The sequence below is a fragment of the Herbaspirillum lusitanum genome, assembly GCF_026127345.1.
GTDB classification, from domain to species: Bacteria; Pseudomonadota; Gammaproteobacteria; order Burkholderiales; family Burkholderiaceae_D; genus Herbaspirillum; species Herbaspirillum lusitanum.
Window position 1 is genome coordinate 21,043 of sequence record NZ_QXFG01000009.1, and the last position, 12,239, is coordinate 33,281.

The 12,239-nt window shown below is 63.1% G+C and carries 8 protein-coding genes; 7 read left to right on the forward strand and 1 reads right to left on the reverse strand.

From position 1 onward, the window contains the following. Window positions 1-45: 45 nt before the first annotated feature. Window positions 46-438: an SPW repeat protein gene (locus tag DXT88_RS13705; RefSeq protein ID WP_265214227.1), complete on the reverse strand. Its 393-nt coding sequence runs from the start codon at window positions 436-438 to the stop codon at window positions 46-48. Window positions 439-567: 129 nt separating this feature from the next. Here DXT88_RS13705 and DXT88_RS13710 point away from each other — a divergent pair, with 129 nt between their 5' ends. From DXT88_RS13710 to DXT88_RS13740, 7 genes are all read left to right on the forward strand, one after another. Next, window positions 568-1,005, forward strand: coding sequence for a universal stress protein (locus DXT88_RS13710; RefSeq protein ID WP_265214229.1), 438 nt, complete (start codon window positions 568-570; stop codon window positions 1,003-1,005). Between the two features lie 144 nt (window positions 1,006-1,149). Further along, window positions 1,150-2,937 carry a PHA/PHB synthase family protein gene (locus tag DXT88_RS13715; protein ID WP_016832290.1) on the forward strand — a complete coding sequence of 596 codons (1,788 nt, stop codon included), beginning with the start codon at window positions 1,150-1,152 and terminating at the stop codon, window positions 2,935-2,937. Window positions 2,938-2,953: 16 nt separating this feature from the next. Next, window positions 2,954-5,659, forward strand: coding sequence for a magnesium-translocating P-type ATPase (mgtA, locus tag DXT88_RS13720; protein ID WP_265214234.1), 2,706 nt, complete (start codon window positions 2,954-2,956; stop codon window positions 5,657-5,659). A gap of 114 nt (window positions 5,660-5,773) precedes the next feature. Then, window positions 5,774-7,246: an efflux transporter outer membrane subunit gene (locus tag DXT88_RS13725; RefSeq protein ID WP_407649338.1), complete on the forward strand. Its 1,473-nt coding sequence runs from the start codon at window positions 5,774-5,776 to the stop codon at window positions 7,244-7,246. Beyond that, window positions 7,243-8,316, forward strand: coding sequence for an HlyD family secretion protein (locus DXT88_RS13730; RefSeq protein WP_265214236.1), 1,074 nt, complete (start codon window positions 7,243-7,245; stop codon window positions 8,314-8,316). Before DXT88_RS13725 ends, DXT88_RS13730 begins: the two co-directional genes overlap by 4 nt. Continuing rightward, on the forward strand, window positions 8,313-11,075 hold the full coding sequence (rbbA, locus tag DXT88_RS13735) for a ribosome-associated ATPase/putative transporter RbbA (RefSeq protein WP_265214238.1): 2,763 nt from the start codon (window positions 8,313-8,315) through the stop codon (window positions 11,073-11,075). Before DXT88_RS13730 ends, rbbA begins: the two co-directional genes overlap by 4 nt. Window position 11,076: 1 nt before the next feature. Beyond that, window positions 11,077-12,219, forward strand: coding sequence for an ABC-2 transporter permease (locus tag DXT88_RS13740; RefSeq protein WP_265214240.1), 1,143 nt, complete (start codon window positions 11,077-11,079; stop codon window positions 12,217-12,219). Window positions 12,220-12,239: the final 20 nt, after the last annotated feature.

Genomic DNA, 12,239 nt, shown 5'->3' on the forward strand with positions numbered 1-12,239 from the left:
ACGATGAATTGTCATGCTGCGGCTTGACTCCATTGCGGGCGGCGGTCAGCGCTCCGTCAGATCCTTGCCCGCGCTTCTTGCTCCTGCAGCGACCTGATCCCCGTTCTTCATCGCCCACAAGGCCGATATCAGGACACCGCCGCCGGCGACGACGCAAATCAGGGCCGCGCCACGCTGGTCGTCGAAGCCAAGAATCCAGGGCGACGCCACCGACCAGCAGCCCAGCATCAACAACACCGCCTCTTCCCAGAGCGCCGGCGCAACGATGGCCAACAGGGCAAAGACTGTAATCGCCGATCCGGTCGCCACTGAATTGCGGGATATTGGCTGCTGCGGATAATCCATCAACCAGGGTGAGACCAACAGCGCTATTCCTACGGTCATCATGACGCAAGCCTGCCAGCGCGAGTCAACATCCGGTTCGGCAAGCGTGTTCATGGCAGTCCTCCTGATTCAACATGTGATCCGATTATGAAGACTGCGCCGCGCGGCACGTTGATCTGCATCAAAAGCCGGATGCAAACGCCGACGTATGCTTGAAAAGCGAAAATTTCAACGGAGAATCGCATGTTCAAGAAAATACTGGTGCCCACGGACGGGTCTGATCTTTCCAATCGCGCGGTGCGGGCGGCGATAGAGTTCGCGAAGGATCACGGCAGCGCGGTGGTCGGGTTGTCGGTCGCGCAGACCCACCCCTATGAATCTTTCACGCTCATCAGCCGCCGGGAAGACTTCTCGTTGCTGTCGGAGTCGCTTCGCCAACGCGCAAGGGACTACGTGCACATCATTGAAGATCTCGCCGAAAAAGCCTGCGTCCCTTGCCAGGTGCATACCGTCGACAGCCCGCAGCCCTGGAAAGCGATCGTCGACGCCGCCGCAGAGCATGCATGCGATTGCATATTCATGGCGTCGCACGGCCGTGGCGGCCTCAACCGTATCCTGCTGGGAAATCAGACCCACAAGGTGCTGGTGCATGGCAATGTGCCGGTAATCATATTCAGATAGCACGAGGAGGCGCGCACCCGGGTTCACGTCTCCGGACCACGTTCCACACGCTCTTTTCGGGCATAAATCCATCGGCTTGATCTGCATCAACGCATCGACGAGCCAGATCGTTAGGCTGACCTCACTGTATTTCTCGAGGTCCCCATGACAACAAAGAAAGCTTCGCCGTCGATCGGCACCGAACGCCTGGCCAGCGCCTGGCTGACGCCGCTGACATTTGCGTATCCGGAGGCCGACAATGACGCCGCCCGCCTGGATCTGATGAGCAACGCCTGGCTGGGACGGCTGACCGGCAATATCTCCCCTGCCGCGCTGCTCAACGCCTACGTCGACTGGCTGACGCATCTGGCGCTGTCTCCTACCAAGCGCGCCGCTCTGATGCAGACGGCCTGGCAAAACTGGTGGCGCATGTATGCCTACAGCCGCAGTTGCCAGCTTGGCAACGAACAGGCCTGTATAGAACCTCTTCCCCAGGATCGCCGTTTCAGCGACCCGGCCTGGCAGCAATGGCCGTTCAACACCATCCATCAGGCGTTTCTGCTGCAGCAGCAATGGTGGCATCGCGCCACCACCGGCGTGCGTGGACAATCCCAGCACCACGAGGACGTCGTCACGTTTACCGTGCGCCAGATCCTCGACATGCTGGCGCCGTCGAATTTCCTGTCGACCAATCCGGTGGCGCAGCACGCGACGCTTGCGTCAGGCGGCGGCAATCTGGCGCAGGGATGGCTTAACGCGATGAGTGACTGGCGCGCGAGCATAGCCCCCGGCGAGGAGGCGCAGCCCGGTGCCTTCAAGGTCGGCAAGGATGTGGCGATTACGCCGGGAAAGGTCGTCTTTCATAACGATCTGATCGAGCTCATTCAATACGCTCCGTCAACCAAGACAACCCATGCCGTTCCCCTGCTGTTCGTCCCGGCGTGGATCATGAAGTACTACATCCTCGACCTGTCGCCCCGGAATTCGCTGGTGAAATATCTGGTGGACCTGGGCTATACGGTCTTCATGATCTCCTGGAAGAATCCGCAGAAAGAAGATCGCGAGCTGTCCATGGAAGACTATCGCAGGCTCGGCGTCATGGCGGCAATCGACGCCGTCACCGCGCAGACCGGAGCGAAACGGATCAACGCCACAGGCTACTGCCTGGGCGGCACGCTGTTGTCGATTGCCGCCGCGACCATGGCGCGCGACGGCGATGACCGCCTGGCCAGCATGAGCCTGTTCGCTTCGCAGGTCGACTTTGAAGAACCCGGCGAATTGTCGCTGTTCATCGATGAAAGCCAGGTCAGCTTCCTCGAGGCCGTCATGTGGGAACAAGGCTACCTGGACACCAAACAGATGGCCGGCGCCTTTCAGTTGTTGCGCTCGAACGACCTGATCTGGTCGCGCCGCCTCAAGCAGTACCTGCTTGGATTGCCCGAAGAAAAAAGCGACCTCATGGCATGGAATGCCGACGCCACCCGCATGCCCTATCGCATGCATTCCGAATACCTGCGCCAGCTGTTCCTGCATAACGACCTGGCCGAAGGGCGCTACTGCACCGAGGGCAAGCCCATCAGCCTGAGCGACATCCGCCTGCCCGTGTTCGCCGTGGGTACGGTCACCGATCACGTGGCGCCGTGGCGCTCGGCGTTCAAGATTCATCGCCTGACCGATACCGACGTCACCTTCGTGCTGACCTCGGGAGGCCATAACGCCGGCGTCGTTTCGCCACCGGGTCATCCGCATCGCAGCTATCAGATCGCCACCCATGCCGATAAGCAGGGCATGGTCGACGCCGATACCTGGCAGGCCGGCGTGGCGCTTCATGACGGTTCCTGGTGGCCAGCCTGGGAAGCCTGGTTGCGCAAGCATTCCGGCAAGCGTACCGCACCACCAGCCCTGCCCGCGCACAGACCCGCGGCGCCCGGCAAATATGTTCTCCAACCTTGATGAACGGAACCTGACCATGCCCGGCTCGCCCTCCATCGCTCCTGCGCCGCCGCTGGTTCCCGGGCAGGACGTCCATCCGGATGCGCGCCGGCGCACCTCCCATGGCCCGACGCCGGCGCAGGCTGCAGAAACGACATTGCGCAGCATTGCCGCCATGACGGCGGAAGCGGGACTCGCGCAGCAGTCCTCGTCGCTGCAAGGACTGACGGCGGAGGAAGCCGGCAAGCGACGCCGACAATACGGCGCCAACGTCATTGCCGCCGGTCCCAGCCTGCAGGGCTGGCGCCAGTTCCTCAAGCTGTTTGCCAGTCCATTGTCGCTGCTCCTGCTCGCGCTCACGACGGTCAACCTGCTGATCGGCGAGACCTGGAGCGGGATCATGATTGGCGTGATGGTCGTGTTGTCGTCACTGCTTTCCTTTGTGCAGGAACACCGCGCCGACAAGGCGGCGCAGCAGTTGCGATCGATGGTGGCCACCACCGCCACGGTGCAACGCGCCGGTCAGGGACACGTTGAATTGCCGCTCGCGGAACTGGTGCCGGGCGACATCATTTTCTTGTCGGCCGGCGATATCGCTCCGGCCGACGTCCGCATCCTCTCGGCCAGGATGCTGTTCATCAGCCAGGCCGCGTTGACCGGAGAATCGCTCCCGATTGAAAAGACACCGGTGGCGGTGTCGAACGCTGCGAACGGCAGCCTGACCGACCTGGCCAACCTTGCGTTCATGGGCACCAACGTGGTGAGCGGAACCGGCGCCGCGCTGGTCATGGCAACCGGCGAGCGCACGGCATTCGGCCATATCGCCGCCGACCTCGTCAAGACGCGCGAGACGACCAGCTTTGATCGCGGCGTCGACAGGTATATACGCCTGATCATCCGCATCATGCTGGTCATGGCGCCGCTGGTGTTCCTGATCAACGGCCTGACCAAGGGCGACTGGCTCGAAGCCCTGCTGTTTGCCGTGGCGGTCGCGGTGGGACTCACGCCCGAGATGCTGCCGATGATCATCACCATCAACCTCGCCAAGGGCGCGCTGGCAATGTCGGAGAAGAAAGTCATCGTCAAGCGGCTCAACGCGATCCAGAACTTCGGCGCGATGGACATCCTCTGCACCGACAAGACCGGCACGCTGACCCAGGACCGCATCATTCTCGAAAAACACGTCGACATTGATGGCGTGGATTCGCAGAAAGTAACCAGGTATGCCTACCTGAACAGTTTCTTCCAGACCGGCTTGAAGAACCTGCTGGACATGGCGATCCTGAACTACGTCGACCCCGGCAAGAAATCAGCAACGCCTGCGGAGACGAAAGCCGAGACGGAAAAGGAATTCCGGAAAATCGATGAACTGCCCTTTGATTTCGAACGGCGTCGCATGTCGGTCATCGTCGAGCAAGCCGACCGCACCCGCCTGCTCATCTGCAAGGGCGCGCCGGAAGAAATCCTGGCCGTCTGCACGCACGCCGAGCATGCAGGTGCGCCGATGCCGCTGGCCGGGCATCACGGCGCGGCGCTCAGCAAGACGGTCGACGATCTCAACGAAGACGGTTTTCGCGTGATTGCCGTCGCTTATAAGGAGTTGCCAGCCGCAACGGTCGATGTTCCCGCGCTCGGCAATGCCGATGAATCGGCGCTGACCCTGGTGGGCTACATCGCCTTCCTCGATCCGCCCAAGGACAGCGCCGGCGAAGCCATCGCCGGACTGCATGCCTGCGGCGTAACGGTGAAAGTGCTCAGCGGCGACAATGGCGCCGTGGTGCGCAACGTTTGCCGCCATGTCGGCTTGTCCGGAGAGCAGGCCGTGCTCGGCAGCGACATCGACACGCTGAGTGACGAGGCGCTGGGAGAACTGGCGGAACACAGCAACATCTTCGCCAAACTGAATCCGCAACAGAAGGCCAGGATCATCCGCTGCCTGCAGGCTCGCCGGCATGTCGTCGGCTATCTCGGCGACGGCATCAACGACGGAGCCGCGCTGAAAGCGGCGGACGTCGGCATCTCCGTCGACAGCGCCGTGGACATCGCCAAGGAGTCGGCCGACATCATCCTCATGCGCAAGAGCCTGATCGTGCTCAAGGACGGCGTGCTGGAAGGCCGCAGGGTGTTCGGCAACATCACGAAGTACATCAAGATGAGCTCCAGCTCGGCATTCGGCAACATGCTCAGCGTGCTGGGAGCGAGCGCCATGTTGCCTTTCCTGCCGATGGCGCCGGTGCAGATCCTGCTCAATAACCTCCTCTACGATTTTTCCCAGACCACGATCGCGACCGATCACGTGGACGCGGAGTACCTGAAGCAACCGCGACGCTGGGAAATCCTCGATATCGGCCGCTTCATGATGGTGCTGGGACCGGTCAGCTCGCTGTTCGATTACATGACCTTCGGCGTGCTGTGGTACGTCTTCGGCGCCGCCGGCCAGCCGTTGCTGTTCCAGTCGGGATGGTTTGTCGAGTCGCTGCTGTCCCAGACGCTGGTGGTGCATGTCATCCGCACCGGAAAAATCCCCTTCATCCAGAGCAAGCCCAGCCTGCCGCTGCTGGCCACCACCGCGGTCATCTGCGTGCTGGCGTTCTGGTTGCCGGCGTCGTCCATTGCACATACGCTCGGCTTGACGGCATTGCCCTTGAATCTGAATGCCGCGATTCTGGCGATCGTCTTCGCTTACCTGCTGATGACGCAATTGATGAAATCCTGGCTCATCAGGCGTTTCGGCTTGAAGTGACTGGCGCATCTTTCGGCGCTCATTTGATTGATATCAAGAAGCAACAGCCGGGCGCCCCGTAGACTGTGCTGCATGGCATCAATCGACGCGGGAGCGAAAGTGAGTTCAGCAAGAATGGCTGCGACAAAGGGAAAACGCACTGTGCGCAGCCGTCTGATCATGGCGCTCGCCGCATTGCAACTTGGCGGATGCGTTTCGCTGGCGCCGGACTACATCCGGCCAGCGCTTCCGGTCCCCACGCACTATCCCAATGCCGCAGCCGCATTGCGCGAGTCCGCCGAACCCATCGGCTGGCGCAGTTACTTCCAGGATGCGCACCTGCAATCGCTGATCGAACTGGCGTTGCAGAACAGCCAGGATCTGCGCCTCGCCCTGGCCCGCGTCGACGAGGCGCGGGCTGCTTACGGGATCGCAGCCGCGGCGCAGTTTCCCACTGTCGGCGCCCAGGCTGGACTGGATCGCGCGCGCGTGCCGGGCGACCTCAACCTGACCGGCAAGCCGCTGATTTCCAGCCAATACCAGGTGGGCCTGGGCATGGCTGGCTGGGAGCTGGACTTCTGGGGCCGCGTGCGCAGTCTGAAGGACGCCGCGCTTGAAAGCTACCTCGCCTCCGACGCCGCGCGACGCGCTGTGCGCATCGACCTGATTGCGCAGGTGGCCATCACTTACCTGACGCTCTCCGAACTCAACGAACGCCTGTTCCTGGCCGGCCAGACGCTTGCCAGCCGCGCCGAAAGTTATCGAATATTCAAGCGTCGCGTCGAGGTCGGTTCGACCTCGCGGCTCAATCTCACGCAAGTCGCCGTGCTGCTGACCCAGGCGCAAAGCCTGGTGGCGCAACTGGAGCAGGAACGCGAGATGCAGATACATCGGCTCGCCCTGCTGGTCGGCACGCAACTCAGCGAAGCGACGCTGCAGCAACGCTTGTCGGAGGTCGAGGCGCCCCGCCGCCTCCATCCCGGCATTCCTTCCGACCTGCTCAACAACCGGCCGGACATCATCGCCGCCGAACACCAGCTGCGCGCGGCCAATGCCAATATCGGCGCGGCGCGTGCGGCATTCTTCCCTCGCATCGCCCTGACCGGATCGGCCGGCACCGCCAGCGCCGAACTGGGCGGGCTGTTCGACAGCGGCAGCCGCGCCTGGACTTTTTCGCCCGGCATTTCCCTGCCGCTGTTCGACGGCGGTCTGCGCAACAGCAATCTCAAGCTGACCGAAGCGCGTCGCCACATTGCCGTGCTCAATTACGAAAAAGCCATCCAGAGCGCCTTCCGTGATGTTTCCGATGCCTTGTCCGCCCGCGTCTGGCTGGACTACCAGGTGGACATCGCCGCCGTGACGCTGGAGGTGCAGGCTGAACGCGCACGCTTATCGACCCTGCGCTACGACAACGGCTCGGCCTCCTTCCTTGAAGTCCTTGATGCGCAACGGGACCTGCTCGTCGCGCAACAACAGCTGGTCCAGCTGCAACGCGCGCTGGCCGCCGGCAATGTCAGTCTGTATGCCGCGCTGGGCGGAGCGGCGGACGATGCCGCTGCCGGCCGGCCGCAGCCCGATCCCAAGAACAATCCGGACACCCCGCCATGACCACTCCTCCGCGTCGCACGCTGTATTCACTTTTGCTCGTCATGGCCGTCCTGGCAGTCGCCTGGTATGGCTGGAAACATTTCCGCGACACCGGGCCCGGCGCCGACTTCGCCAGCGGCAACGGCCGCATCGAAGCCACCGAAATCGACGTCGCGGCGAAACTGCCTGGGCGTATCGACGACATCCTCGTCAACGAAGGCGATTACGTCGCCGCCGGCCAGCCCCTCGCGCATATGCAGATCCAGGTGTTGCAGGCGCAACGTGACGAAGCCGTCGCGCAGAAGCAGCAAGTCGTGGCCGCCGTGGCAAGCGCCCAGGCGCAGGTAGCCGTGCGCGAGAGCGACCGGCAGGCTGCGCTGGCGCAGGTGGCGCAACGTGAAAGCGAACTCGATGCCGCACAACGACGACTGGTGCGCTCCGAAACCCTGGTTCAGGAAGGCGCCTCCTCCATCCAGGAGGTCGATGACGATCGTACCCGCGTGCGCACCACGCAGGCGGCGCTCAGCGCGGCAACTGCGCAAGCCGGCGCGGCGGCGGCGGCCATCAATGCGGCCCATATGCAAGTCACCGGCGCCATGGCCTCGGTGACCGCAGCCACCGCGACGGTCGCCCGCATCGACGCCGACATCGTCGACAGCGCATTGACGGCGCCGCGCGGAGGACGGGTCCAATACCGTGTCGCGCAACCCGGCGAAGTACTTGGCAGCGGCGGCAAAGTCCTCAACCTGGTCGACCTCAGCGATGTCTACATGACCTTCTTCGTGCCGGAGGCGGCTGCCGGCAAACTGGCCATCGGCAGCGACGTGCGGCTGATCCTCGACGCCGCCCCGCAGTATGTGATCCCGGCCCGGGTGTCGTACGTCGCCAGCACCGCGCAGTTCACCCCGAAGACCGTCGAGACCGCCAGCGAACGCCAGAAACTGATGTTTCGCGTCAAGGCGCAGATTGACCGCGACTTGCTGGTCAAGCATCTGCACTTGGTGAAGACCGGCTTGCCCGGCGTGGCCTGGGTCAAACTGGCAGGACAGGCAGACTGGCCTGCCGACCTGGCAGTGAAGGTACCCAAGTGAATGCGCTTGCCTCCGATGGCGCGCAGGAAGTCGTTGCACGCCTGAGCGGCGTCAGCCTGCTGCTGGGAAAGACACAGGCACTGTCCGCCATCGACCTGGTCATCCCGGCCGGGCGCATGGTCGGCCTGATCGGTCCCGACGGTGTCGGGAAATCCAGCCTGCTCTCGCTGCTGGCAGGCGCCCGTCGCCTGCAGCAAGGCCAGGTCGACGTGCTGGGCGGCAGCATGGCGGACCGGCGTCATCGCGACCGGACCTGCCCGCGCATTGCGTACATGCCGCAGGGACTCGGCAAAAACCTGTATCCCACGCTGTCCGTGGAAGAAAACCTGCAGTTCTTCGGCCGCCTGTTCGGCCACGATGCCGCCACGCGCCGGCGCAGGATTGATGAACTGACCCTCAGCACCGGCCTGAGGCCGTTCCTCTCGCGCCCCGCCGGTAAACTGTCCGGCGGCATGAAACAGAAACTCGGTTTGTGCTGCGCCCTGATTCACGATCCCGACCTGCTGATCCTGGACGAACCGACCACCGGCGTCGATCCGCTGTCGCGCGCGCAGTTCTGGGACCTGATCGGCAAGATCAGGGGCGAGCGCGCAGGCATGAGCGTCATTGTCGCCACCGCCTACATGGAAGAAGCGGATCGCTTCGACTGGCTGGTCGCGATGGATGACGGCAAGATACTGGCCACCGGGACACCGCGCGAACTGCACGAGCGTGTCGGCGCGGCGTCCCTCGAAGCGGCGTTCATCGCCATGCTGCCCGAAGCCAAGCGGCGCAATCATCGCGCCGTGGTCGTTACGCCCTTGCAACCGTCCGACAACGAGGAGACTGCCATCGAGGCCAAGGGGCTGACGATGCGCTTCGGGGATTTCGTGGCGGTCGCCCACGTCGATTTCAAGATACGGCGCGGCGAGATCTTCGGCTTCCTTGGTTCCAACGGCTGCGGCAAATCCACCACCATGAAGATGCTGACCGGCCTGATCCCCGCCAGCGAAGGCAAGGCATGGCTGTTCGGCCGTGAAGTCGACGGCAGCGACATCACCACGCGCCAGCGCGTCGGCTACATGTCGCAGGCCTTCTCGCTCTATGGCGAATTGACCGTCAGGCAGAACCTGGTGCTGCACGCACGCCTGTTCCAGGTGCCGGAAAGCGCCATCGCGGCAAGGGTCGATGAAATGGCGCAACGCTTCGATTTGCGCCAGGTGCTCGACAAATTGCCGGAAGGATTACCGCTGGGCGTGCGCCAGCGATTGTCGCTGGCGGTGGCCATGGTCCATCGTCCGGAGTTGCTGATCCTGGACGAGCCGACCTCCGGCGTGGATCCGATCGCGCGCGACATGTTCTGGCAATTGATGATCGACCTGGCGCGCAACGATCATGTGACGATTTTCATCTCGACCCATTTCATGAACGAGGCTGAACGCTGCGACCGCATCTCGCTGATGCACGCCGGCCGGGTGCTGATCAGCGCCAGTCCGGCCGAGCTGGTGCGGCAAAGCGGAGCCGCCACGCTGGAGCAGGCTTTCATCGGCTATCTGCGGGAAGCCGCCGGCGAGCCGGATGCCGGCGCGAATGAGGCCCTTGCACCGGCTGTCGCGGCGGCTGCATCGACTTCGACGCCGGAACAAAAAAACGGTGGTTTCCGCTTCGGCCGCGCGTTCAGTTACGCCCTGCGCGAAACAATCGAATTGCGGCGCGATCCGGTGAGAGCCACGCTGGCCCTGCTGGGAACGGCGATCCTGCTGTTCATCATCGGCTACGGCATCAGCCTCGACGTCGAGAACCTCTCCTACGCGGTGCTCGACCGCGACCAGACCGCGCTGAGCCAAAGCTACGCGCTCAACTTGTCAGGCTCGCGCTACTTCATCGAGAAGGCTGCATTGTCGGACTACAACGATATCGACCGTCGCATGCGCAACGGCGAACTGGCGCTGGCCATCGAGATACCGCCCGGCTTCGCACGCGATCTGGAACGCGGGGCTCCGGCCCAGATCGGCGCATGGATAGACGGCTCCATGCCGATGCGCGCGGAAACCGTGCGCGGCTATGTCCTGGCGATGCACCAGTTATGGCTGGTCGACATGGCAACCCATCGTCTCGGCATGCGGCCGGTTGCAACCAGCTCGGTGGAGACGCGCTATCGCTACAACCCCGACGTCAAAAGCCTGCCGGCCATGGTGCCGGCCGTCATTCCGATGCTGCTGATGATGATCCCGGCAATGCTGGCCGCGCTGTCGGTGGTGCGCGAAAAGGAACTCGGCTCGATCATCAACCTGTACGTGACTCCGGTCACTCGCGCGGAATTCCTGCTGGGAAAGCAAGTTCCCTATGTGCTGCTGGGCATGCTCAATTTCCTGCTGCTGACGCTGCTGGCGGTGAGCGTTTTCGGCGTGCCGATCAAGGGCGATTTCGCTTCGCTGGCGTTGACGGCCTTCGTGTTCATCATCTGCTCGACCGGTTTCGGCCTGCTGGCGTCGACCTTCACCAGGAGCCAGATCGCCGCCATTTTCGTCACCATGATCGGCACCATCATTCCGTGCGTGCAGTTTGCCGGCCTGCTCAATCCGGTGTCATCGCTGGAAGGCGTCGGCGCCTGGATCGGGCGACTGTATCCGGCGTCGCATTTCCTGACCATCAGCCGGGGCATCTTCAACAAGGCGCTCGACCTGTCGGGCCTGATGCCGTCCTTCTGGTCCCTGCTGGCGGCCGTGCCGGTGATACTGGGGGCCTCCGTCCTGCTGCTCAGGAAGCAGGAGCGTTGACATGAAGATCCCACTCTCCTGGCGCGCCGTCGCCAACATCACCCGCCTCGGCGTCAAGGAACTGTGGAGCCTTGCACGCGATCCGGCGATGCTGGTTCTGATCGCCTACACCTTTACCGTCTCCATCTATGTGGCGGCGACGGCCATGCCGGACAGCCTGCACAACGCTGCGATCGCCATCGTCGACGAAGACGGCTCGCCCTTGTCGGCGCGCATTGCCGCCAGTTTCTATCCACCCTATTTCAAGACTCCGGACATGATCTCCCTCAGCCGGATGGATGTCGGCATGGACAATGGCGACTACACCTTTGTGCTCGACATTCCGCCCGGCTTCCAGCGCGACGTGCTGGCCGGTCGTTCGCCGGCCGTACAGCTGAACGTGGACGCCACGCGCATGAGCCAGGCATTTACCGGCAACTCCTACATCCTTGAAATCATCAACACGGAAGTCGCCGAATTCCTCCAACGCTATCGCGGCATCGCCGCCGCGCCCGCTGAACTGGTGCTGCATTCCCGTTTCAATCCCAACCTCGAGCGCGCCTGGTTCGGGGCGCTGATGGAGATCATCAACAACGTCACCATGCTGTCCATCATCCTCACCGGCGCCGCGCTCATCCGCGAGCGTGAGCACGGCACGATCGAGCATCTGCTCGTGATGCCCGTCACGCCCTTGGAGATCATGCTGGCCAAGGTCTGGTCCATGGGTCTGGTGGTTTTGCTGGCGGCGGCGGCGGCGCTGGTGTTCATCGTTCAGGGCGCCTTGCAGGTACCGGTCCAGGGATCGGTCTGGCTGTTTCTCGCGGTGGCGGCGCTGCACCTGTTCGCCACCACGTCAATGGGCATCTTCATGGCGATGCTGGCGCGGTCGATGCCGCAGTTCGGCATGCTGGTGGTGCTGGTGCTATTGCCCTTGCAATTGCTGTCGGGTGGATCGACTCCGCGCGAAAGCATGCCGCTGCTGGTGCAAAACATCATGCTGGCGGCGCCGACGACGCATTTTGTTTCCGCCGCCCAAGCGGTGCTTTACCGGGGCGCGGGGGCGGCCGTGATCTGGCCCCAGATGCTGGCGATCATGGGCATCGGGGCTGCGCTGTTCGCTGCCGCCCTGATGCGCTTTCGCAAAACCATCGGGCAAATGGCCTGAACACCCCGTATCGATACAGC

Excerpts from the sequence above, each read along its gene's own strand:
- DXT88_RS13705 (WP_265214227.1), bottom strand. The coding sequence starts at position 438 with ATGAACACGCTTGCCGAACCGGATGTTGACTCGCGCTGGCAGGCTTGC.
- DXT88_RS13710 (WP_265214229.1), top strand. The coding sequence starts at position 568 with ATGTTCAAGAAAATACTGGTGCCCACGGACGGGTCTGATCTTTCCAAT.
- DXT88_RS13715 (WP_016832290.1), top strand. The coding sequence starts at position 1,150 with ATGACAACAAAGAAAGCTTCGCCGTCGATCGGCACCGAACGCCTGGCC.
- mgtA (WP_265214234.1), top strand. The coding sequence starts at position 2,954 with ATGCCCGGCTCGCCCTCCATCGCTCCTGCGCCGCCGCTGGTTCCCGGG.
- DXT88_RS13725 (WP_407649338.1), top strand. The coding sequence starts at position 5,774 with ATGGCTGCGACAAAGGGAAAACGCACTGTGCGCAGCCGTCTGATCATG.
- DXT88_RS13730 (WP_265214236.1), top strand. The coding sequence starts at position 7,243 with ATGACCACTCCTCCGCGTCGCACGCTGTATTCACTTTTGCTCGTCATG.
- DXT88_RS13740 (WP_265214240.1), top strand. The coding sequence starts at position 11,077 with ATGAAGATCCCACTCTCCTGGCGCGCCGTCGCCAACATCACCCGCCTC.